Origin of the sequence: Rhizobium esperanzae (assembly GCF_014197615.1) — a bacterium.
Classification (GTDB): domain Bacteria; phylum Pseudomonadota; class Alphaproteobacteria; order Rhizobiales; family Rhizobiaceae; genus Rhizobium; species Rhizobium esperanzae_A.
The window spans coordinates 52,057-75,075 of record NZ_JACIFY010000013.1; the positions used below are offsets into that span (position 1 = coordinate 52,057).

General features: G+C 62.7%; 22 protein-coding genes. 15 read left to right on the forward strand and 7 right to left on the reverse strand.

What is annotated here, in order from left to right; all coding sequences use genetic code 11:
* The first annotated feature begins 4 nt into the window (after positions 1-4).
* A complete protein-coding gene (locus tag GGD57_RS18035; RefSeq protein ID WP_184471693.1) occupies positions 5-661 on the forward strand; it encodes a GNAT family N-acetyltransferase in 657 nt (218 codons plus the stop codon).
* Positions 658-1,245: a GNAT family N-acetyltransferase gene (locus GGD57_RS18040; protein WP_184471694.1), complete on the forward strand. Its 588-nt coding sequence runs from the start codon at positions 658-660 to the stop codon at positions 1,243-1,245. The genes GGD57_RS18035 and GGD57_RS18040 overlap by 4 nt, the downstream gene beginning before the upstream one ends.
* Positions 1,246-1,334: 89 nt before the next feature.
* Here the strand turns inward: GGD57_RS18040 and GGD57_RS18045 are convergent, their stop codons facing one another.
* Positions 1,335-2,201: an endonuclease/exonuclease/phosphatase family protein gene (locus tag GGD57_RS18045; RefSeq protein ID WP_184471695.1), complete on the reverse strand. Its 867-nt coding sequence runs from the start codon at positions 2,199-2,201 to the stop codon at positions 1,335-1,337.
* A gap of 83 nt (positions 2,202-2,284) precedes the next feature.
* On the opposite strand from GGD57_RS18045, the gene obgE reads away from it, so the two are divergent.
* From obgE to modC, 7 genes are all read left to right on the forward strand, one after another.
* Entirely contained in the window at positions 2,285-3,367 is a 1,083-nt protein-coding gene (gene obgE / locus GGD57_RS18050; RefSeq protein WP_184471696.1) for a GTPase ObgE, read from the forward strand.
* Complete coding sequence (gene proB, locus GGD57_RS18055; RefSeq protein WP_184471697.1) at positions 3,354-4,523, forward strand: glutamate 5-kinase; 1,170 nt, start codon at positions 3,354-3,356, stop codon at positions 4,521-4,523. The genes obgE and proB overlap by 14 nt, the downstream gene beginning before the upstream one ends.
* Positions 4,516-5,799 (forward strand): glutamate-5-semialdehyde dehydrogenase, encoded by a 1,284-nt coding sequence (locus GGD57_RS18060; protein WP_184471698.1) that lies wholly within the window; start codon positions 4,516-4,518, stop codon positions 5,797-5,799. The genes proB and GGD57_RS18060 overlap by 8 nt, the downstream gene beginning before the upstream one ends.
* Before the next feature lie 55 nt (positions 5,800-5,854).
* Positions 5,855-6,445, forward strand: coding sequence for a nicotinate-nucleotide adenylyltransferase (locus tag GGD57_RS18065; protein ID WP_246713692.1), 591 nt, complete (start codon positions 5,855-5,857; stop codon positions 6,443-6,445).
* Between the two features lie 480 nt (positions 6,446-6,925).
* Positions 6,926-7,717, forward strand: coding sequence for a molybdate ABC transporter substrate-binding protein (gene modA / locus GGD57_RS18070; RefSeq protein ID WP_184471699.1), 792 nt, complete (start codon positions 6,926-6,928; stop codon positions 7,715-7,717).
* 282 nt (positions 7,718-7,999) lie between these two features.
* Positions 8,000-8,701 carry a molybdate ABC transporter permease subunit gene (gene modB, locus GGD57_RS18075; RefSeq protein WP_184471700.1) on the forward strand — a complete coding sequence of 234 codons (702 nt, stop codon included), beginning with the start codon at positions 8,000-8,002 and terminating at the stop codon, positions 8,699-8,701.
* Positions 8,698-9,765, forward strand: a complete 1,068-nt coding sequence (gene modC / locus GGD57_RS18080; protein WP_184471701.1) for a molybdenum ABC transporter ATP-binding protein — start codon at positions 8,698-8,700, stop codon at positions 9,763-9,765. Before modB ends, modC begins: the two co-directional genes overlap by 4 nt.
* A gap of 11 nt (positions 9,766-9,776) precedes the next feature.
* Here the strand turns inward: modC and GGD57_RS18085 are convergent, their stop codons facing one another.
* Positions 9,777-10,136, reverse strand: a complete 360-nt coding sequence (locus GGD57_RS18085; protein ID WP_184471702.1) for a winged helix-turn-helix domain-containing protein — start codon at positions 10,134-10,136, stop codon at positions 9,777-9,779.
* Positions 10,137-10,345: 209 nt separating this feature from the next.
* Here GGD57_RS18085 and rsfS point away from each other — a divergent pair, with 209 nt between their 5' ends.
* The 6 genes from rsfS to GGD57_RS18115 all read left to right on the forward strand — a co-directional run bounded on the left by rsfS (position 10,346) and on the right by GGD57_RS18115 (position 16,095).
* The gene (rsfS, locus tag GGD57_RS18090; RefSeq protein ID WP_010069136.1) at positions 10,346-10,789 is read left to right on the forward strand and encodes a ribosome silencing factor; all 444 of its coding nucleotides are present in this window, start codon (positions 10,346-10,348) and stop codon (positions 10,787-10,789) included.
* A gap of 117 nt (positions 10,790-10,906) precedes the next feature.
* Positions 10,907-11,389 carry a 23S rRNA (pseudouridine(1915)-N(3))-methyltransferase RlmH gene (gene rlmH, locus GGD57_RS18095; protein ID WP_184471703.1) on the forward strand — a complete coding sequence of 161 codons (483 nt, stop codon included), beginning with the start codon at positions 10,907-10,909 and terminating at the stop codon, positions 11,387-11,389.
* A 148-nt stretch (positions 11,390-11,537) separates the two neighbouring features.
* Positions 11,538-12,941: a peptidoglycan DD-metalloendopeptidase family protein gene (locus tag GGD57_RS18100; RefSeq protein ID WP_184471788.1), complete on the forward strand. Its 1,404-nt coding sequence runs from the start codon at positions 11,538-11,540 to the stop codon at positions 12,939-12,941.
* A complete protein-coding gene (locus tag GGD57_RS18105; RefSeq protein WP_085738759.1) occupies positions 12,931-14,253 on the forward strand; it encodes a S41 family peptidase in 1,323 nt (440 codons plus the stop codon). Before GGD57_RS18100 ends, GGD57_RS18105 begins: the two co-directional genes overlap by 11 nt.
* Positions 14,254-14,329: 76 nt before the next feature.
* Positions 14,330-15,523 carry a divergent polysaccharide deacetylase family protein gene (locus GGD57_RS18110; protein WP_184471704.1) on the forward strand — a complete coding sequence of 398 codons (1,194 nt, stop codon included), beginning with the start codon at positions 14,330-14,332 and terminating at the stop codon, positions 15,521-15,523.
* A gap of 38 nt (positions 15,524-15,561) precedes the next feature.
* Entirely contained in the window at positions 15,562-16,095 is a 534-nt protein-coding gene (locus GGD57_RS18115; RefSeq protein ID WP_184471705.1) for an RNA pyrophosphohydrolase, read from the forward strand.
* Between the two features lie 87 nt (positions 16,096-16,182).
* Here the strand turns inward: GGD57_RS18115 and bfr are convergent, their stop codons facing one another.
* From bfr to GGD57_RS29250, 5 genes are all read right to left on the reverse strand, one after another.
* Complete coding sequence (gene bfr / locus GGD57_RS18120) at positions 16,183-16,668, reverse strand: bacterioferritin (RefSeq protein ID WP_085738762.1); 486 nt, start codon at positions 16,666-16,668, stop codon at positions 16,183-16,185.
* Entirely contained in the window at positions 16,634-17,032 is a 399-nt protein-coding gene (locus tag GGD57_RS29245; RefSeq protein ID WP_246713688.1) for a (2Fe-2S)-binding protein, read from the reverse strand. The genes bfr and GGD57_RS29245 overlap by 35 nt, the downstream gene beginning before the upstream one ends.
* Positions 17,033-17,154: 122 nt before the next feature.
* Positions 17,155-20,619 carry an error-prone DNA polymerase gene (locus GGD57_RS18130; protein WP_184471707.1) on the reverse strand — a complete coding sequence of 1,155 codons (3,465 nt, stop codon included), beginning with the start codon at positions 20,617-20,619 and terminating at the stop codon, positions 17,155-17,157.
* On the reverse strand, positions 20,616-22,160 hold the full coding sequence (locus GGD57_RS18135) for a Y-family DNA polymerase (RefSeq protein WP_348645987.1): 1,545 nt from the start codon (positions 22,158-22,160) through the stop codon (positions 20,616-20,618). The genes GGD57_RS18130 and GGD57_RS18135 overlap by 4 nt, the downstream gene beginning before the upstream one ends.
* Positions 22,072-23,016 carry an ImuA family protein gene (locus tag GGD57_RS29250; RefSeq protein WP_246713690.1) on the reverse strand — a complete coding sequence of 315 codons (945 nt, stop codon included), beginning with the start codon at positions 23,014-23,016 and terminating at the stop codon, positions 22,072-22,074. Before GGD57_RS29250 ends, GGD57_RS18135 begins: the two co-directional genes overlap by 89 nt.
* Positions 23,017-23,019 lie beyond the last annotated feature (3 nt).

Consider the following 23,019-nt stretch of genomic DNA (forward strand, 5'->3'; position numbering starts at 1 on the left):
GAACATGCAAGGCGAATTGTTGAGGGCAGACCAATCACGGTCTCCCCGGGAAGACCAGCGGTCTCCCATGGAACGGCTGAGGCCGGAGCGGTTAAGGACCGATTGCCCTGTCTTACTATCGGAAAGGCTCGTCATGCGCGCGCCCCACGAAGAAGACATCGACGCCCTTGCCCATCTCGCCAACAACGCCAAAGTCGCCACCATGGTATCGCGTATGCCGCATCCCTATACCGCCGATGATGCCGCCGACTTTGTTTGGCGTACGCGAAATGGCGAGATTGGCAAATGCGTCTATGCCATCACCAAAGCCGAAAACGGCGCCTTTATCGGCTGCTGCGGTGTCGAGCCGCATGCCGATGGCAGGACCGTCGAAATCGGGTACTGGCTGGGCGAACCCCATTGGAACAAGGGTTATACGACCGAGGCCTGCCATGCCCTGGTCGATATGGTGTTCAGAACCCGCGAAAACGTCGATCAGATCGACGCCCGCTGCCGGGTGATGAACGTCGCCTCGCGCCGCGTCATTCAGAAGTGCGGCTTCCAGTTCCAGGGATCGGGGCTCGCCGCCTCGCTGGCGCTCGGCAGCAACGTGCCGGTGGAATGGTACAGGCTCGACCGCAAGACCTGGATATCGCTCCGAAGCTGGGGGAACATCGCATGAGCACGACCGCGCTGCAAAGGCCGGAGACCACGCCGATGATGCCCGGCCCCGCGCCTGTCATCTCGACGGCCCGGCTGACGCTCCGCCCTCACCGGCTGAGCGATGCGCCTGCGATCGCGGAATCGCTCTCCGATTTCGCGGTCACGCGCATGCTGTCCCGCGTCCCCGCGCCGTTCGACCGGCAGGATGCGCTGGACTGGCTGATGCCGGTCACCTCCGGCACTCTGCCGGACTGGCCGCTGGCGATCACCGGTAGGGACGATGTCCATATCGGCAATGTCTCGATCGAGCTGCGCCACGGCCGCTGGCACCTCGGCTACTGGCTGAACCGCTACTACTGGCGGCGCGGCTATATGAGCGAGGCGGTGGCGGCGATCATCGAGCGCTTCTCGCGCCGCATGCCGGAGACGCCGGTTCATTCCGGCGTCTTCGCCGACAACCCGGCGTCGCTGCGGCTGCAGGAGAAGCTCGGTTTCCGCATGGTGGGCTGCGGCGAAATCTATTGTTTCGCCCGCAACACCATGGTTTCGCACATCGAAACCGTGCTGCAGCCGGGCATGCTGCAGCAGCGGAAGGTTGCCTGACACAGCATGATGCCGAAAAGTGTGAGCGATTTTCGGACGAACATCATGCTCACGTAAAAGGAGATGCCGCCGGCTCGGCGGCGTCTCCATTAATCGCCGATCTCGACCCAGAGCGGGAAATGATCGGAGCCGACGGATTGCGTGTCGATCCGGGCGGATTTCAACCGGCCGACAAGGCCGCAACTGACGAAGCAATAGTCGAGATGCATGCGTTTGCCGTGATCTTCGGGATCCATCCAGCTATAGCTCTCCGGCCGATAGGCCTGAAGCGCCGCAAAGGCGTCGACCGGCGTGCCGATCCTGGCGATCCGGCCGTAATATCCGCCGCCGGCCCCGGCAAGCGCGCAATATTCCGGCGATTCCGGCTCCATGTTGAAATCGCCCATGATGACGTAATCCTCCGGCAGCGGCGGCTCCGGCAGATCGAATTCGCCGCCTCCGGTCAGCGACCCGCCCTCGTGAACGAAGGCGTTGATATGGGCATTCAGGAACTGCAGCTGGCGGATGCGCTCGTCGGCGGAGACGTGGTCGAGATGGACGCAGTAGAGGCGGATCGCCCCGCCGGGTGCTGCGATCACCGCCTCGGTGGCGCCGCGCTGCAGGTTGATCTTGCCGATCGTCCGGCTGCGCGGCAGAAGCAGCGTTCGGGTCGAGACGACAGGCCAGCGCGACAGCACCATGTTGCCGAACTGGAAGCGGGTGCCGCGCACCGGCGCCGGCCCGCCCGGAGCCGCTTCGGCATGCATGTCGCAGGCCGGCCCATACACCCAGAAATAGTCGGGAAAGAGGGCTGCAACATCGGCCGCCATATCGGCAAAACCGTTGCGCGAGAAGCCGCGGGTCACCTCTTGCAGCGCGATGACATCCGCACGTTCGAGGCTGCGGGCAATCCGCCCGAGATCGTATCTGCCGTCAAGACCAAAGCCGTACTGTATGTTATAGCTCGCAAAATTCACGATAATCTTTGACCTCCGTCGGAACCGCCTATATCGAATGGGCCAAGACGGGCCGTCCAACTGCCACCGGTACTGGAAGTAAAATGAAATTTCTCGACGAAGCAAAGGTCTATATCCGATCCGGAGACGGCGGCGGGGGCAGCGTCTCCTTCCGGCGCGAGAAATTCATCGAGTTCGGCGGCCCCGACGGCGGTGATGGCGGACGCGGCGGCGATGTCTGGGTCGAGACCGTCAACGGCCTCAACACGCTGATCGATTTCCGCTACCAGCAGCATTTCAAGGCGACGATCGGCACCCACGGCATGGGCCGGAACCGCACCGGCGCCAATGGCAGCGACGTGACGCTGAAGGTCCCTGTCGGCACCCAGATCTTCGAGGAAGACCGGGAAACCCTGATCTGCGATCTCACCGTCGAAGGCCAGCGTTATTGCCTTGCTCATGGCGGCAATGGCGGCTTCGGCAACGCCCATTTCAAGACCTCGACCAATCAGGCGCCGGATTGGGCCAATCCCGGCCTGCCGGGCGAGGAAAAAACCCTGTGGCTGCGGCTGAAGCTGATTGCCGATGCCGGCCTTGTCGGCCTGCCCAATGCCGGCAAATCGACCTTCCTGGCATCGGTCACCCGTGCCCGGCCGAAGATCGCCAACTACCCCTTCACCACGCTGCATCCCAATCTCGGCGTCGCCACCATCGACGAGCGGGAATTCATCCTTGCCGACATTCCGGGCCTGATCGAAGGCGCCCATGAGGGGGTCGGCATCGGCGACCGTTTCCTCGGCCATGTCGAGCGCACCCGGGTGCTGCTGCACCTCGTCTCCGCCCAGGAGGAAAAGGTCGGCAAAGCCTATAAGACGGTCAAACACGAGCTCGAAGCCTATGGCAACGACCTGACCGACAAGCCGGAGATCGTGGCGCTGTCGCAGATCGACGTGCTCGACGATGCCGAGCTGAAGAAGAAGGCCAAGGAGTTGGCCAAGGCCTGCGGCAAGACACCGTTCCTGATTTCGGCCGTCACCGGCAAGGGCATGACCGAAGTCCTGCGGGCGCTGCGCGACATCATCGTCGAGGAAAATGCCGAGGAAAAACCGGCCAAGGTGCCGAAGCTCAGGCATCGCGACATGGTCGTCACCGATGAGGGTGAGGATGAGGCCGATGACCAGCCGTAAGCCGCTTGGCCGCTACCGCCGCGTCGTCATCAAGATCGGCTCCGCGCTGCTGGTCGACCGCAAGGCCGGGCTGAAGAAGGCCTGGCTCGACGCCATGTGCGCCGATATTGCAGGCTTGAAGGCCAAAGGCATCGACGTGCTCGTCGTTTCCTCCGGCGCAATCGCGCTCGGCCGCTCGGTGCTCGATCTGCCCTCCGGCGCGCTGAAGCTGGAAGAAAGCCAGGCGGCCGCCGCCGTCGGCCAGATCGCGCTGGCGCGCGCCTGGTCGGAAAGCCTGTCGCGCGACGAGATCGTTGCCGGCCAGATCCTGCTGACGCTCGGCGATACCGAGGAGCGCCGCCGTTATCTGAATGCGCGCGCCACCATCAATCAGCTTTTGAAGATCGGCGCCGTGCCGATTATCAACGAGAACGACACGGTTGCCACCAGCGAAATCCGCTATGGCGACAACGACCGGCTGGCCGCCCGCGTCGCGACGATGACCGGCGCCGACCTGTTGATCCTTCTCTCCGACATCGACGGCCTCTATACCGCCCCGCCGCATCTCGATCCGAACGCCACCTTCCTGGAGACGATTTCGGCAATCACGCCGGAGATCGAGGCGATGGCCGGGGGTGCTGCTTCCGAACTGTCGCGCGGCGGCATGCGCACCAAGATCGATGCCGGCAAGATCGCCACGACATCGGGCTGCGCCATGATCATCGCTTCCGGCAAAACCGACAGCCCGCTGTCGGCGATCGAAAACGGCGCCCGTTCCTCCTGGTTCGCCCCTTCGGGAACGCCCGTCACGGCTCGCAAGACCTGGATTGCCGGACAGTTGCAGCCGGCCGGCGAACTGCATGTCGATGACGGCGCCGTCACCGCTCTCGGGGCCGGCAAGAGCCTGCTTCCCGCCGGCGTGCGCAATGTTTCCGGCCTCTTCAGCCGCGGCGACACGGTGGCGATCATCGGCTCTGAAGGCCGCGAGATCGCCCGCGGGCTTGTCAGCTACGACGCCGACGACGCCCGCCGGATTGCCGGCCGCAAATCGGCGGAGATCGAGGCCATCCTCGGTTATGCCGGGCGCGCCGCCATGGTCCATCGCGACGACATGGTGATGACCGCGCCGATCGGTTCGAAATCGGAAAGGCAGAAGAAGGACGCGAGCTATGCTTGATACCGTTGCGCTAGGCCCTGACATTGACGTGCTGATGAACGACATCGGCCGCAAGGCAAAGGCATCAGCGCGACCGCTGGGCTTTGCCTCCACCGAAGCGAAGAACCGCGCGCTGAACGCCATGGCCGACGCGATCCTGGCGAACAAGGCTGAGATTCTTGCCGAAAACGCCAAGGATTTGAAGGATATCGAAGGCTCCGACATGCTCGCCTCCTTCGTCGATCGGCTGACGCTGAACGACAAGCGCATTGCCGAGATGGCCGAGGGCATCCGCGCCATCGCCGCCCTTGCCGATCCGGTCGGCGAAGTCATCGCCGCCTGGGACCGGCCGAACGGCCTGAAGATCGAGCGCGTCCGCACGCCGCTCGGCGTCATCGGCGTCATCTTCGAAAGCCGCCCCAACGTCACCGCCGATGCCGGCGCGCTCTGCCTCAAGGCGGGCAATGCCGTGATCCTGCGCTGCGGTTCGGACTCGCGCCGCTCATCGCAGGCTATCCATGCCTGCATGGTCGAGGGCCTGAAAGCGGCAGGGCTTCCGGAGCATGCGATCCAGCTCGTGCCGGTCACCGACCGTGCCGCCGTCGGCGCCATGCTGCGCGGCCTCGACGGCGCAATCGACGTCATCGTGCCGCGCGGCGGCAAGAGCCTGGTCGCCCGGGTGCAGAACGAGGCCCGCGTGCCGGTTTTTGCCCATCTCGAAGGCCTCTGCCACATCTATATCGATGGCTCGGCCGATATCGAGATGGCGAAGAAGATCGTCGTCAACGCCAAGATGCGCCGCACCGGCATCTGTGGCGCGGCCGAAACCCTGCTCGTCGATGGCGCCGCAATCGGCACGCATCTGACGCCGCTGCTCGAGGTTCTCACCGAAGCCGGCTGCGAGGTCCGCGCGTCGCCGACGGTGCTGAAGGTCGTCCCCGGCCTGAAGCCGGCAACCGAGGAGGACTGGTCGACCGAATATCTCGACGCGATTATCTCGGTGGCCGTGGTCGACGGCATATCCGGCGCCATCGCTCATATCCAGACCTATTCCTCGAACCATACCGAGGCTGTCATCGCCGAGGACCCCGAGGTCGTCGCGCGGTTCTTCACCGAGGTCGATTCGGCGATCCTGCTGCACAATGCCTCGACGCAATTTGCCGATGGCGGCGAGTTCGGCATGGGGGCGGAGATCGGCATTGCCACCGGCAAGATGCACGCCCGCGGCCCCGTCGGCGTCGAACAGCTGACCTCCTTCAAATATCGGGTGCACGGCGCCGGACAGACGCGGCCCTGACGTGACAACCGAGCCTGACGTGCTGATCGAAAATGTGGACCGGCACTATCTCCGCATGCCGCACAGCGAACGCGGCATGGTCGTCGGCCTGTTCGGCGGTTCGTTCAATCCGCCGCATCAGGGCCATGCGCTGGTCGCCGAGATCGCGCTCAAGCGGCTCGGCCTCGACCAGCTCTGGTGGATGGTCACGCCAGGCAATCCGCTGAAGAGCCGCAATGCGCTCGCACCGCTTGCCGAGCGCATTGCCGAAAGCGAGCGCATTGCCGCCGATCCGCGCATCAAGGTCACCGCCTTCGAACAGGCGCTCGGCGTCAGCTACACCGCCAACACGCTTGCCCGCGTCAAGGCCCGCAATCCGCATGTGCATTTCATCTGGATCATGGGCGCCGACAGCCTGCAGACCTTTCACAAATGGCAGAAATGGCAGGAGATTGCCCGCACCTTCCCGATCGCGGTGATCGACCGGCCGGGCGCGACGCTCTCCTACCTCTCCTCGAAGATGACGAGGACCTTCGATTTCGCTCGTGTCGACGAGGATGATGCCCGGGTTCTCTGGAAGAAACCGGCGCCAGCCTGGACCTTCATCCACGGGCCGCGCTCCGGCCTGAGCTCGACGGCAATCCGCAACGGCGCGTCGCACGACTAAGTCGAATAAATTTCAAGAACGTTGGAAAACGAGAAAGCCCGACGGGGGAGGATCCGTCGGGCTTATAAACTCGATCGACAACTGGGAGGAGGAGTGTTGCCGACCCTGTCGAACGGCTATGGGAGGAGGAGAAAGCCGTTTCGATAAGTATGTTTTATCAGATTCCGCACGAAGGTGAAGATTGATTGTTGCATTGCAGCAATGCAACGATTGCAAGCCTGTGCGGGAGAATCGCGCCGGAAGTGACGTTTTTATCAGCATAAATCATCGGTGCGTGGCGCCGGCTCCGGGAGCCTTGCGCTTTGCAGAATGCCGGCCGGATATTTCCGTCCAAGAGATCCCGTTTCAGATCCAAGCCATGCGCATCGAGAATGCGACGCAGCACTCCTCTACGGTTATATTTTCCTGGATATATCCCCTAGCCAAACCGCACCGCCCGTTATATTCGTCGCAATATTTCGAACTCTGGGGAAGTAAATCATGCAGAACCGCCGCCAATGGATGAAACTGGCAACCGCCGCGATATCGGCCCTGTGGCTTGGCGCAGCGGCGTTTGCAGCGCCGGCCGCCGCCGCCGAAAAGCTGACCGTCTTTGCGGCGGCGAGCCTCAAGGACGCGCTCGATGCCGCCAATGCCGCCTGGGCCAAGGAAAGCGGCAAGGAAGCCGTCGCCTCCTATGCGGCGAGCGGAGCGCTGGCCAAGCAGATCGAAAACGCCGCCCCCGCCGATATCTTCATCTCGGCCGACCGCGACTGGATGGATTACGTCGCCAAGAAGAACCTGATCAAGGCCGACAGCCGTTCGGATCTGCTCGGAAACCGGATCGTGCTGGTTGCCGAAAAGGACAAGGCCAAGCCCGTCGAGATCAAGCAGGATTTCGATCTCGCTGGTTTGCTGGGTGACGGCAAGCTTGCCATGGGTGAACCGAAATCGGTTCCGGCCGGAAAATACGGCATGGCCGCGCTGGAAAAACTCGGCGTCTGGACGTCGGTGGAAACCAAGGTCGCCGGCGCCGAAAGCGTCCGCGCCGCCCTGGCCCTCGTCTCCCGCGGCGAAGCGCCCTATGGCATCGTCTATCAGACGGATGCCGCCGCCGATAAGGGTGTCGCCGTCGTCGGCACCTTCCCGGCCGATTCCCATCCGCCGATCATCTATCCGATCGCCATCCTGGCTTCGAGCAAGAACCCGGACGCATCGGCCTATCTCGACTTCCTGAAATCCGACAAGGCAGCCGCCTTCTTCACGGCGCAGGGTTTCACCATTCTGAAGTGATCGAGACGTTGAGATGATTGCGGATTCAGGGGCGACAGCTTAGCGTCAGTCAAGGCTACTGACCCACTACTCTGGCTGCTTCGTGCGGATGGTTGCCCCTCACCCTAACCCTCTCCCCGTAAACGGGGCGAGGGGACGTGCCCTGCGAGAGGTGGGTAAGGGACGAAGGCGTCGCGGCACATTCCCTTCGCCCCGCAAGCGGGGAGAAGGTGCCGGCGGGCGGATGAGGGGCTGGTCTCGGGTCGCTTCAGCGTGCCTTGGATTTCATGGAGACCACCGCATTTGAACATATTGGGCCTGAGCAACGAGGAATGGACGGCGATCCTGCTCAGCCTGCGCGTCTCGATCGTCGCCATGCTGGCGAGCCTGCCTTTCGGCATTCTCGTTGCCCTGCTGCTCGCCCGCGGCCGCTTCTGGGGCAAGGCGGTGCTGAACGGCATTGTTCATCTGCCGCTGATCCTGCCTCCGGTCGTCACCGGTTTCCTTCTCCTCATCCTGTTCGGCCGCCGCGGCCCGATCGGCAGCCTGCTCGACCAGTATCTCGGCATCGTCCTTTCCTTCCGCTGGACGGGTGCAGCACTTGCCTGCGCCGTCATGGCCTTTCCGCTGATGGTGCGCAGCATCCGCCTGTCGATCGAAGCGGTCGACCGCAAGCTGGAGGAGGCGGCCGGAACGCTCGGCGCCGGTCCTGCCTGGGTCTTTTTGACGATCACCCTGCCGCTGATCTTGCCCGGCATCATCACCGGCATGATCCTGTCCTTCGCCAAGGCGATGGGAGAATTCGGCGCGACGATCACCTTCGTCTCCAATATCCCGGGCGAAACCCAGACGCTGTCGGCAGCGATCTACACCTTCACCCAGGTGCCGGGCGGCGATGCCGGCGCGCTGCGCCTGACGCTCGTCGCCATCATCATATCGATGGCAGCCCTGCTCGCCTCCGAATGCCTCGCCCGTCTCGCCGGCCGGAGGATCGATCCGGAATGACGCTGATCGTCGAAGCAAAGCAGCGGCTTGGCACCTTTTCGCTGGACGCCGCTTTCACCTCCGAGCGCGGCGTCACCGCGCTGTTCGGCCGCTCCGGCTCCGGCAAGACCTCGCTGATCCGCATCATCGCCGGCCTCGCCCGCCCGGACGAGGGTCGCGTCGTCCTTGACGGCGAAGCCTTGACCGAAACCGCAGCCGGCACCTTTGTGCCGAAACATCGCCGCCGCTTCGGTTATGTCTTCCAGGAGGCCCGGCTCTTTCCGCATTTCAGCGTTCGCGCCAATCTCTCCTATGGCAGGTGGTTCGCGGCGAGAGCGGCACGCGGCGACAGCTTCGATCGCATCGTCGACCTGCTCGGCATCGAGCCGCTGCTGGAGCGCAGCCCCGCAAAACTGTCCGGAGGCGAGAAGCAGCGCGTCGCCATCGGCCGCGCTCTGCTCTCCGCCCCGCGCCTGCTGTTGATGGATGAGCCGCTCGCCGCCCTCGACGAGGCCCGCAAGGCCGAGATCCTGCCTTATCTCGAGCGACTGCGCGACGAGACGGATATCCCGATCGTCTATGTCAGCCATGCGATCGCCGAGGTGGCGCGGCTGGCAAACCAGGTGGTCGTGCTCAGCGACGGCAAGGTGGAAGCGACAGGCCCGGCCGTCGACATATTGAGCCGCCCCTCTGCGGCGGCCGACCGGAAAGAGGCGGGCGCGCTGCTGGAAGGCACGGTCGAAAGCTTCGACGCGCGTCATCGCCTGTCGACCGTCGCGCTGAAATCCTCCCGGCTGCATATTCCGAGCGCGGCACTCGCGCCCGGCAGACCGGTGCGCATCCGCATTCCGTCGCGCGACGTCATGCTGGCGACGACAAGACCCGAGGGGCTGAGCGCGCTGAACATTCTCGAAGGCAGGATCGAAGCGATATTGTCGGACGAAGACGGAACGGTCGAAATCCGCATCGATTGCGGCGGCGATGCCATTCTTGCGCGCATCACCATGCTCTCCTGCGAGCGCCTCGATCTTCGCCCCGGCAAGACCGTCTTCGCCGTCATCAAGACGGTTGCGCTCGAGGCCTGATCGGCGCGTCCCTACAGGCTGCGTTTGGCTTCGAGCCAAGCGAGATCCTCGGCGAGGCTTTCGCGCATCGTCTGCTCCATCCGGCGGAAACGCTCGAGCAATTCTTCGCCGAACGGCGTCAGTGCCGCGCCGCCGCCCTTCTGTCCGCCGCGCTGCGATTCCACCACCTGCTCCGAGAACATCCGGTTCATCTCGCTGACCAGCAGCCATGCCCGCCGATAGGACATGTCCATCGCCCGCCCCGCCGCCGAGATCGATCCGGTCGCGCGGATATGTTCCAAGAGTTCCATCTTGCCGTGGCCGAGCCGATCTTCGTCCGGGAAGCTGATTCGCAGGACGGGCACGAGGTTTTTTGCGGCTGAGTCGGTCATTGAATCCGGAGATCGTGGAATTTGCCGCACTTTACGCTGCGGCATGGAAACTGTACACCGCCCGTACAAGCAGCCCGAGTGGCAATATTCTTCAAATCGGACGCCGGATCGGATTTTCAGCCGTTCTGTATCTTAGCACGTCTTGAAACATTAATGGTTTGATGCCTATCTTAACCATGATCCGGTCTCGATCGGATCTCGTGTTGTGCATGGTTTGTCATTCCAGGAAAGGGAAAAAACTGACAACAGTACACGCCAAGGGAAAAACGCTCGCCGTTATCCCGAAGAGTGCGGAACGTGGCGCCGATGCCGCCGCCCGCGCCCTAGAAACCGTCCTCGCCAGCCTCGAGGACTCCAAAGCTGAAGATATCGTCACCATCGACATTGCCGGAAAATCGGCGCTGGGAGACTATATGATCGTCGTCTCCGGGCGCTCGAACAGGCATGTCATGGCAATCTCGGATCATCTGCTCACCGACCTCAAGGACGACGGCCTCGGCACGGCCCGCGTCGAAGGCCAGGAAGGCGGCGATTGGGTGCTGATCGACACCGGTGACATTATCGTGCATGTGTTCCGCCCGGAAATCCGCGAGTTCTACAACATCGAAAAGATGTGGGCGGCTCCGGATATGGATGAAGAAACACGGCACTGACAGCCGGCCGGCATTTGTCCGGCGCCTGAAATGTGGCATTGGCTGGCCGGAAATGTTGAGAAGCCGGCCGGTGGCGCCTCGCGCGCCCGATGTGCCGCATCAGCGGGGAGCGGAAGAATGCGCATTGGTCTTTTTGCGGTGGGACGGCTGAAATCCGGCCCCGAAAAGGATCTTGCGGCCCGCTATTTCGACCGTTTCGCCAAGGCCGGCCCCGCCGTCGGCCTCGAACTTGCCCGTGTCGCCGAAGTTGCCGAAAGCCGTGCCTCCAATGCGGAAACCCGCAAACGCGAGGAAGCGGCGCTGCTGTTGAAATCGCTTGCCGATGGCAGCATCCTCATTCTTCTCGACGAACGCGGCAAGGCGCTCGACAGCGAAGCCTTCGCAAACCTGCTCGGCTCCTATCGCGACCAGGGCAAACGCGAGCTGACCATCGCCATCGGCGGCGCCGACGGCCTCGATCCCTCCCTCTATGACCGCGCCGACGCCACGCTGTGCCTGGGCAAGATGACCTGGCCGCATCAGCTCGTGCGCACGCTGATCGCCGAACAGCTTTATCGCGCCGTCACCATTCTGTCCGGTCACCCCTATCACCGCGTCTGATGCGTCGCATTGTCACGCAGCCGTGTTGAGCCGCCGGCCCGTTCTGCTTCGAACGTTCTGGCAAAGCGTGTCAAATCAGCTTAGTCTCCGCGCGATTTGAGAAAGTGCCCGAACCCGCATGACGACAACAGCAACCAGGCGACACCGCATCATCCTGCCGGCTATCGCGGCCGGTGTCGGTGTGGCGGTGATTGCCGTTTCGGCAAATCCCTTCACCGTTCGGGCGCAGGATGCCGCACCCGAGGCGGCGCAATCCGCGCCGCCTCAGGTGCCAGCCGCGCCGGCGCCGCCCGATCCGGCCGCCGAACTGGCCGTCAAACGCGACCAGACCCGCGCCGAACTCGAAACCCTGTCGAAGTCAATCAGCCTCTCCTCCGATAAGGTCAGTGCGCTTCAACAGAGCATCGCCGATCTCGACAAGAGCACGCAAAGCATCCGCCAGGCGCTGATCGAGTCGGCAGCCCGCCGCAAGACGCTCGACAGGCAGATCCTCGAAAGCGAGAAGAAGCTTGCCGATCTCGGCGTCAAGCAGGATGGCATCCGCCGCTCGCTGCACGAACGCCGCGGCCTTCTGGCCGAGGTGCTGGCAGCGCTCCAGCGCATGGGCCGCAACCCGCCGCCGGCTTTGCTCGTCACCCCCGATGATGCGCTCGCCTCGGTGCGCAGCGCCATCCTGCTCGGCGCCGTCGTGCCCGGCATCCGCAAGGAGACCGACAAGCTTGCCGCCGACCTGGCAAACCTCGCCGCATTGCAGACCGCAAGTGCGGCCGAGAAGGCCGGCCTGACGGCGACGATGACCAACGGCATCGAGGAAGAGCGGCGCATGGATCTGCTGCTTGCCGAAAACGACAAGCTCAGCCGCAGCAATGCCGCCGAACTGGCGGCCGAGAAAAAGCGCTCCGAGGAACTGGCCGGCAAGGCGACCAGCCTTGAAGGCCTTGTCGCCTCGATGGAATCCGAGATCGCTTCGGTGCGAGATGCCGCCGCGGCCGCCCGCCAGGCGGAGGAAAACCGCAAGCTGATGACCGACGAGCAGCGCGCCCAGGCCAAGGCCCTGGCCGACAGTGGCGTGCCCGATAAAAACCGCATTGCCCCCGCATATCCCTTCGGAGAATTGAAGGCGAAATTGGAGGTGCCCGTTGCGGGCGATATCCTGCGCCAGTTCGGCGATGCCGACGGCACCGGGCATGAAGCCATGGGCATGACGGTCGCCACCAATCCGGAAACGGTGGTGACGGCGCCTGCCGATGGCCTGGTGGTTTTCGCCGGCGCTTTCCGCAGTTACGGCCAGATGATCATTCTCGACACCGGCGATGGATACCACCTGGTGCTCTCGGGAATGGAGACGATCAATACCCGCCAGGGGAAATTCGTTTTCTCCGGCGAGCCACTCGCCGTGATGGGCGCAAAAAGAGTGGCAAGCGCAACTGCATTGGCGCTGGAAACGGACCGGCCAACGCTTTACATTGAATTTCGAAAAGACGGTAAACCGGTCGATTCCCGACCATGGTGGACCGCCAAAGACACTGGAAAGGCACGCAATGATTCGTAGGGCTTCTCTTGTTCTGGTCGGCGCATTGATGGGTGCGACCGCCATGAGCGTCATTTACTCGGCCGGTGTGCCGGCAGAAGCGGCCGGATCCTCGACCTATAAGGAGCTTTCGGTTTTCGGCGACGTCTTCGAGCGTGTGCGTGCGCAATACGTGACGCCGCCGGCCGAAGACAAGCTGATCGAAAACGCCATCAACGGCATGCTGTCGTCGCTCGATCCGCATTCGAGCTACATGAATGCGAAGGACGCCGAGGACATGCGCACCCAGACCAAGGGTGAGTTCGGCGGCCTCGGCATCGAAGTCACGATGGAAGACGAACTCGTCAAGGTCATCACCCCGATCGACGATACGCCCGCCGCCAAGGCCGGCGTTCTCGCCGGCGACTATATCTCCGAGATCGACGGCCAGTCGGTGCGCGGCCTGAAGCTGGAAGACGCCGTCGAGAAGATGCGCGGCGCCGTCAACACGCCGATCAAGCTGACCCTGATCCGCAAGGGCGCCGACAAGCCGATCGAGCTGACGATCGTTCGTGATGTCGTCGCCGTCCAGGCCGTCAAGTCGCGTGTCGAGGACGATGTCGGTTATCTCCGCATCATCTCCTTCACCGAGAAGACCTATCCCGACATGGAAAAGGCGATCAAGAAGATCAAGGACACCGTTCCGGCCGACAAGCTGAAGGGTTATGTCCTCGACCTGCGCCTCAACCCGGGCGGCCTGCTCGACCAGGCGATCAACGTTTCCGATGCGCTGCTGGAGCGCGGCGAAGTGGTTTCGACCCGCGGCCGCAATCCCGATGAAACCCGCCGCTTCAATGCCGGCCCGGGTGACCTGACGGATGGCAAGCCGGTTATCGTGCTGATCAACGGCGGTTCGGCTTCCGCATCGGAAATCGTCGCCGGCGCTCTTCAGGATCTGCGTCGCGCCACCGTTCTCGGCACCCGCTCCTTCGGCAAGGGTTCCGTCCAGACGATCATCCCGCTCGGCGAAAACGGCGCGCTGCGCCTGACCACGGCGCTCTACTACACGCCGTCCGGCCGCTCGATCCAGGGCACCGGCATCACCCCCGACATCAAGGTCGATGAGCCGCTGCCGCAGGAACTGCAGGGCAAGATGGTGACCGAGGGCGAATCCAGCCTGCGCGGCCATATCAAGGGCCAGAGCGAGACCGACGAAGGTTCGGGCTCCGTCGCCTATGTGCCGCCGGACCCGAAGGACGACGTTCAGCTGAACTACGCGCTCGATCTCTTGCGCGGCAAGAAGACCGATCCGGCCTTCCCGCCGAACCCGGACAAGGCCGTCGTCGCCAAGTAATTCTCACCTCAAGGCCGGGCATGTCGCCCGGCCTTGACCCTTTCTGCTGTTTCCCGGTTTTGGAGCGGGTGAAAAATTGGGAACGGACCTGCATGCGCCTTTGGGCCGCAACCGCAAAGCCGGCAATCGGCGCCCGGGTGTTCTGCGCCTTGGCCGCATCGCCGCCAGTCTTTGTCTGTTCGCGATAGGCGGCTTTTCGCTCTATACGGCGTTTCGCGGCGATGGGCTCGAACGCGCCAAACCGCCAGCGGCCGAACAAGCCGCAACACCGGCCAATCCAATTCAGCCGCCGACGACAGCTGCCAACCAGCCGGCCGACGGCATGCCTCGCGCCGAACCGCGCTCGGGCGCCAATGTCGAACAGATGGTCACCGGCGACGGCTCGGTCGTTACCAAATACAGTCCCCGCCCGCGCGACGGCAGCGGGCCGGTGCTGGTCGACGCCATGCAGATCGGCCAGGATCCGCGCATGGCGGCGCAGCCGAATGAAGCGCTGCTCGAAGACACCCCTTTCGGCAGGCTGCCGATCGTCGGCGCGGATGGCCGCCGCCCGATGGATCAATATGCCCGCCCCTCGTCCGGCGCGCGCGGTGTGCGCATCGCCATCGTCGTCAGCGGCCTCGGGCTCAGCCAGACCGGGACGCAGCGCGCCATTGCCGAATTGCCGGAGGAAATCACCCTCGCCTTTGCCGCCAGCGGCAACAGCCTGCAGCGCTGGATGCAGGAGGCCCGCCGCGGCGGCCATGAGATTCTGCTGCAGGTGCCGCTCGAGCCATTTGATTACCCGGCAAATGATCCCGGCCCGGAAACGCTGCTGACCACGAAGTCGCCCGCCCGCAATATCGAGAACCTGCACAAGGCGATGGGCGAGATCACCAATTATACCGGCGTCATGAATTATCTCGGCGGCCGTTTCCTCTCGGACTCCAACGCCATGGAGCCCGTCATGCGCGATATCGGCAAGCGCGGCCTGCTGTTCCTCGACGACGGCACGTCGGCGCAGTCGAAGACGGCTGATGTCGCCAAGGGAACCGAGCTTCCCTATGCTTTCGCCGACCTGCAGCTCGACGGCCAGCTCGATATCAACGCCGTCCTGAAAAAGCTCGACGAGCTCGAGCGTATCGCCCGCAAGAACGGCCAGGCGATCGGCGTCGCTTCGGCGTTCGATGAAAGTGTCGACGCCATCGCCAAATGGAGCGAGGAGGCTGCGATGCGCGGCATCGAAATCGTCGGCGTCGCCGCCCTTTCCACCGACCCCCGGAACCCTTGAGAGGCAATCCCGGAAGAGATTGCCGAACGGAGAAGACGATGAGCCAGGCGACCGTAAAAGCCGAGGATCTGCCCTACCGCCCCTGCGTCGGCGTGATGATCCTGAACCGCGATGGGCTGGTCTGGGCCGGGCGGCGCATTCCCGACGGCAATTCGGAATATGACGGCTCGCCGCAGCTCTGGCAGATGCCGCAGGGAGGCATCGACAAGGGCGAGGACCCGTTGGATGCCGCCTACCGCGAGCTCTACGAGGAGACCGGCATGAAGACGGTGACCCTGCTTGCCGAAGCCAGAGAGTGGATCAACTATGACCTGCCGCCGGCTCTGCTCGGCATCGGGCTGAAGGGGAAATTCCGCGGCCAGACACAGCGCTGGTTCGCTTTCCGCTTCGAGGGCAGCGACAGCGAGATCGCCATCAACCCGCCGCCCGGCGGTCACGCGCCGGAATTCGATGCCTGGGAATGGAAGCCGATGCGGGAGCTGCCGGGCCTGATCGTTCCCTTCAAGCGCTCCGTCTACGATCAGGTGGTCGCCGAATTCGAGCATCTGGCGGCATTGCAATCGGAAGACTGATCGGTCCGGGATGACCGCACGGGTTTGCGCCCGATGAGATCAGCTGCGCAATACCGGCCGCCGGAGCGGCCGGTTTTCGTTCGAATCTTATTCGGCTTCGTCGGCGGAATCGGCGTTGAGCTGGCCGTATTTGCTCTCGCCGATCTTCCCAAGCAGCTCGAGCTGCGTTTCGAGGAAGTCGATATGGCCTTCCTCGTCCATCAACAGCTCTTCGAAGAGCTTCATGGAAACGTAATCGCCGGCTTCGTAACAGATATCGCGCGACTTCTTATAGGCCGCGCGGGCGTCATATTCGCCGGCAAGATCGGCTTCCAGCACTTCCTTGACATTCTGGCCGATGCGCAAAGGCGCAAGGGTCTGCAGATTGGGATGGCCTTCAAGGAAAATGATGCGTGCAACAAGCCGGTCGGCATGATGCATCTCTTCGATCGATTCGGCTCGCTCCTTCTTGGCGAGCTTGGTGTAGCCCCAGTCCTCGAGAAGCCGATAATGAACCCAATATTGATTGACCGCCCCGAGCTCGAGGAACAACGCCTCGTTAAGCCGCTCGATGACCTTTTTGTCGCCTTTCAATGTCCGCTCTCCTGTTTTCCTCATGGAATTGTTTCAAGCGGGACATGAAATCAAATATTTCAGTCTCCGTCGAGTGACGACGGGCATGATATTCCTCGGTCGTCTGGATAATGATGTCGACGACGTTGGGGAAACAGCCGCAGCAACGGCCGCGCTTTTCCATGGCGTGATAGACCTTGGCCGGCACGATAAGCTGCCAACAGTCTTCATCGAGAAGGTTGGTGATAACCTCTCGGATTTCCTTGTCGGTTATGTAATTGCAGCTGCAGACAAGCACGTCTTCATTCCAAACATGACACTGACTATCGTGTTTTCTGCTAAAGAAGATGATGACTGTCAAGAAAAAATTCGAGCCGCGAATCATTGAACGCGATGCCTGAATGGCAATCCGATGCCTATTCTCCGAGATTATGCAGTGCTTCCAGGATGATGACGCCACGAGGCAGGTGGAGGCGCGCCACGCGGTCCAGATCCGTGCGTCGCATTTTAATGGAAGTTGCGGCCGCGCGGCATCACCTCGGCGGTTTCCGCTGCGCCCGAATTCTTACCTGCGGCAATCATCCGTTTTTCCAGCTCCGCCCTCTCCTGCGCCTGCGCAAGCTTTTTCTGCCGCTGATCGCCACCCGGCCTCAGCACCTCGTCTGCCCGCTCGCAAACGCCGAAACGCCGGGCCTCGCGCTGCAGGATCCCGAGCGCCGGCGTCATGTCCTCGATATGCTCGACGACAGTATGGATCACGCCGCTCTGGCTTTGCAGCCGGCCGCGGATTTTCACCAGCCGGGCGCCCATCACAACCGAGCGGTATGTATCGAATATCTTGTTCCAGACGATCGCATTGGCAACGCCGGTCTCGTCCTCCAGCGTCATGAAGATCACACCCTTGGCCGAACCCGGCCGCTGTCGCACCAGCACGAGGCCGGCAATCGTCACCCTCTTTCCGTTCGCCACCTTCAACAGATCGACATTGCGGGTGATGCCCATTCTTTGCAGCTCCTCCCGCAGGAATGAGACGGGATGCGCCTTCAGCGACAGCGAGAGATAACGATAGTCCTCGATGACCTGCTCTCCCGGAAGCATTTCCGGCAGATGGGTTATAGGCTCAGCCTGGAGATCGACATGACGGGCCTGCTCGAAAAGCGGCAGCTCCTCGGCCGCGCTCTTCACATCCAGCGCCCGCACCGCCCAGAGCGCGTCGCGCCGTGACAATCCAAGAGATTGGAACGCATCCGCATCCGCCAGCCGCTCGATGACGGATTTCTGCAAGCCGGACCGCAGCCAGAGATCCCGAACGGAACCGTACCCTTTGCCCCGATTTTCGACGAGCAGCTCCATCTCCTTATCCGAGACACCCTTGATCTGCCGAAAGCCGAGCCGCACCGCATGCCGGGCCTTGATAATCTCGCGCATCTCACGGTGGCGGAAATCGACGGCATCCGGATCGAAAACGGCCTCTTCCAGGCTGCAATCCCAGTCGGATTCGTTGATGTCGACCGGCAGGATCTTGACCCCGTGTTCGCGCGCATCCCGCACCAGCTGCGCCGGCGCATAAAACCCCATCGGCTGGGAGTTCAGCATCGCCGCGCAGAAGACGTCGGGATAATAGGCCTTGAGCCACGAGGAGGCATAGACGAGCAGCGCAAAGGAGGCGGCATGGCTTTCCGGAAAACCATATTCGCCAAAGCCTTTGATCTGGTTGAAACACTGCTTCGCGAATTCCTCGGCATAACCCTTCGAGGCCATTCCCTCGATGAACCGCTTCTCGAAATTGCCGATCGTACCGGTTCTCTTGAAGGTCGCCATCGCCCTGCGAAGCTTGTCGGCTTCCGCCGGTTGGAAGCCCGCGGCTGTGATGGCGATCTGCATCGCCTGTTCCTGGAACAGCGGCACGCCGAGGGTTCTTTCCAGAACCGCTTCCAGCTCCTTGCTTGGATATTCGATCGGAATATTCCTCGCCCGCTGCTCCCGGCGCTTCAGATAGGGATGCACCATATCGCCCTGGATCGGCCCCGGCCGGACGATCGCCACCTCGATGACGAGGTCGTAGAACACCGTCGGCTTGAGACGCGGCAGCATGCTCATCTGCGCCCGGCTCTCGATCTGGAAGACGCCGAGCGTATCGGCCCGGCCCATCATCGCGTAAACCGGTTTGCCTTCGTCCCCATGCTCCCTGTTGCCGAGGTCTGCGAGCGTCTTCTTCACCTCGTAATGCAGTTCAAGCAGCGAAAAAGCCTTCCGCAGGCAGGTCAGCATGCCGAGCGCCAGCACATCCACCTTGAGGATCTTGACGTTGTCGAGGTCGTCCTTGTCCCATTCGATCATGTAGCGATCCGGCATTGCCGTCTTCATGATCGGCACCACTTCGTCGAGCCGGTCCCGCGTGATGACGAAGCCGCCGACATGCTGGGTGAGGTGGCGGGGAAAACCGAGAAGCTCGGAGGCATATTTCAGCACGTTGCGTGTCACGGGATCCTTGATATCGAGGCCGGCCGCCTTGGCATCCCGTTCCGAGAGATTGTCCTCCGACCAGCCCCAGACGAGGCTGCTGATCGCCGACTGGACATCCTCCGACAGCCCGAAGGCCTTGGCGACCTCACGGCCGGCCGAACGGGTGCGGTAGGTGGTCACACCAGCCGTCAGCCCGGCATGTTCTCTTGTGTAGGTTTTATAGATGTACTGGATGACCTCTTCACGCCGGTCATGTTCGAAATCGACATCGATGTCAGGCGGTTCGTCGCGATCCATCGAAATGAAGCGGTCGAAGAGCAGCGTGCTCTTTTGCGGATCGACTTCCGTTATTTCGAGGCAATAGCAGATAACCGAATTTGCTGCCGATCCGCGCCCCTGGCACAAGACCTTGAGCTCATAACGGGCGTGCCGGATGATCCTGTGAACCGTCAGGAAGTAGGAAGCATACTTCTTGTCGCCGATGAGTTTCAGCTCATAATCGATCTGCTTTGCCACCTTTTCCGGGATACCCTCGGGATAGCGTTTTGCAGCTCCTGTTCTCGTCAGCCTTTCCAGGGTCTCCTGCGGCGTTTCGCCGGGATCGTTTTCAGGCGGATAATTATGCTCCAGCTCCGTCAGCGAAAAGGCGAGCTTGCCGAAGAAAGCCCGGGTGTTTTCGATCGCAGCCGGATAATCCCGGAAGATCCGGGCCATTTCACGTGAATCCTTGAGGTAGCGTTCGGCATTCGGCGCCAGCAGGAATCCGGCTTGCGCTATCTCCACATGCTCCCGGATCGCGATCACGACATCGGCAAGCGGCCGGCGCTCGGGATGATGGTAAAGCGGCTGGTTGGTAGCAATCAGCGGCAGGCGGTTTCGTGTCGCAAGCATGGCAAGCACCGCAAAGACCTGCCTGTCGCGGCCGTCATAGGCTGGTGCCAGCGCCATAAAAAAAGCCTTGCCGAACCGCCTGCGAAACCGCTCCAGATAATCCTCCAGTGCCGACTGCCCGGCCTGGTTCTCGACAAGAGTGCGATCGGGAACGAGGGCAAGCATCATCTCGTCCCCCCATTCCATCAATTCCGCTTCCGTCAGAATGCAGTCTCCCTTGACCGCTTCCTCCTTCAGATTGCCGGCGCTGAGAAGGCGGCAAAGATTTGCCCAGCCCCGCCGGTTGCGGGGGTAGGCGAGGGTATCGGGCGTATCATCGGAGAAAACCAGCCGGGCGCCCGGCTGGATCCGGATGGGATCGACAATCTTTTCCTTTTTCCCCTCCCTCTCCGCCTGGGCCATGATCGCGTCTCTGTTCCTGTATCTCTCCTCGAGCTGCAGCGCCTGTGCATGCGCCCTGACCACCCCGGCAACCGAATTCCGGTCCGCAATCCCAAGACCGCCGAGCCCGAGATGGGCTGCCTGCACGACCATCTCTTCCGGACTGGAAGCGCCTTCGAGAAACGAAAAATTCGTTCTCGCGCCGATCTCGAAGAATGCGGCTTCGCGCTTCATGCAAATACCCCATGCATGAACCAGCGAGGATCGAATTCCCCGCCATAAAAACCGCGACGATAGATCCAGAAGCGATGCCCGGTCTCGTCCTCGATGCGGAAATAGTCACGCGCCTCGGCGTCATCCCCATCGATCCACCATTCCATGGCAATCCGTTCCGGGCCTTCGCTTCTTGCCACCTGATGCTGCATTCGCCGCCAGCGGAAAACCTGCGGCGGACCATCAGGCACCTCGGCAAGCATGATCTCGACCGGCTCCGGCGTTGCAAAAAGCCGCAGCGGACGTTCTTCGCGGAAAGGAAGTCGGCTATCCCCAGCCGCCTTCCGCCCGGGAGGACTATCTATCACAGGCACCGTGATGACGGCGCGTTCCGGCACATGGCTCTCGCGAAGCTGGAAACTTTGCAGGCAATCCGCCCCCAGCCGGGCCGAGACCCGATCGACGAAGGCCGACAGCGAGATCTCCCCCTGGCGGTCGCCTTCGAAATCGGCCTGCGCTTCGTTGAAGGGATCATGCCGCAACACATTCAGCCGCAGGATTTCGAAACCATAGCCGGCATCGAGATCGTCATAGACCGCCTGCAATCGCTCGGAAAAAAGCCCGGCGATGAACTTCGGCTCGCGAAGCGGCTGCGAAGCGCCGACGCTGATCCGAAAGACCCTGCCGTCGACGCGAAACAGAACCAGTTCGAACATTCGCCCGCCCACCCCTCGTGCCTCCAGCGACGGCTGCAGCGAGAGGGCGACCTGCCGGGTGACGGCAAGGATCTGTTCTTCCGTTCCGATAGGTTCGATCAGGCGGCTTTCGGCCGAGAGACTGGCAACCGGGCGCCGGGGCGAGACCGGCTCCTCTTCACGTCCCAGCGCCTGGTCGAGACGCAGAAGCAGTCCCGGGCCGAACCGGCGGGTCAGCGGCGCTCGCGGCGCACCGATGACGTCGCCGACATATTTCAGGCCGAGCTTCTTCAGCGCATCGACGGTTTGTCCTTCCAGCCGCAAGGCTGCAACCGGCAGGGACACCAGCACATGCTCCGTCTCCTCGTCCTCGATCACGCCGCCTTGCCCGAAGCGCGACACGGCCCAGGAAAGGCCTGGCGACGATGAGATCGCGCCGCACGCATCGAAGCCCATATGAAAAAGCCGTGCCAGCACATCCTTGAGGACAGCCTTTTCACCGCCGAAGAGATGGGCGCAGCCGCTAATGTCGAGAAACAGCCCGTCCTTGCCGTCGAACGCCACCAGCGGCGTATAACGGTCGCACCAATCGGCAATTGCTTCCAGCAGCCGGCGGTCGGCGGCCGGATCCTCTTCCGCCACCTCGAGCGTTGGATACATCGCACGCGCTTCGGCAACGCCCTGCTCCTTCTTCAGCCCCAGCCCTTCGGCGAGCTCATCCAGGGCCGTCAGCCGCATGGCATTGTTGAGCTTGCCGGAACAGACGATGGGCGGGGTCTCAGGACGCCCTTTCGAACGCCAGGAGAGCCCCCATCGCCGGCGGGCGATGCGGTCCGTTGGCAGATGTGGGAAGCTGAGCGCCAGAATGCGCTGACTGTTCGCCTGGAGGACGAACGAGGTTTGGTTCTGCGACCGGGAGAAATTGGCGTTCATGGGGGTTCCACTCCAGAAGAAAGGAGAGCGGGGCCGGATTGCGGCTCTTCTCCAGCGTGAGACGGAAAATCGGATTGCCGATGCTGCCGGAAAGCTTCGATCCATCCGGCAACGGCCGCAGACCGGATGGAGCCGGTTCGACATGCAGGCGGAAAGCCGCACTGCTCGCCTCCTCCGCCCCGGCCTGGCGGACAAGAAAGAGCGGATGGCGGGCAGCATGCGCCCGAAGGCTAAGCCTGCGGCTTTCGGTCAGGCCGAAATGGGCGGGATTGCCGCGTACTTCGAAGATGACGGCCGAGAAAGCAGCGCTTTCGACCGCCGCCTCCGCCAGCCAGAGCGCCTCGTCCAGCTTGCGTGGCGCGGCATGGAGAAACCGCTCCGGGCTCAGTCCGAAATCCCGAAACCCGGGAACATAAGGACGACCTGCCTCCAGCGTGCCGACAGCATCGCCGATCCAGAGCAACGGCAGAAACCTGCCGGCATCCGCTTCCTGTTTCTGCAGCCGCGCGGCGACGGCCATCGCCAGCCCGCTTGTCGCACCTGCGTCACGAGACAGAGCGGAGCGGAATTCGGTGATTGCATCGAGCGGCAGCCCGCCTTCCAGCGCCTCGTCAAGACATTCCACCCCAAACGCCAGGGGCGGCAGAATGGCTCTCTGCGGCGTCTTGCCGCCTTCCGCCAGGGCTTCCCGCTCTGCTGCCGCAAGCGCCGGCGCGGGCTTCCCCTCCAGTCTGGCGATGGTTTCGCGGAGCGCAAAAAGCCGCTCGCGCGCCAGGGCGTGCTGCGCCATGGC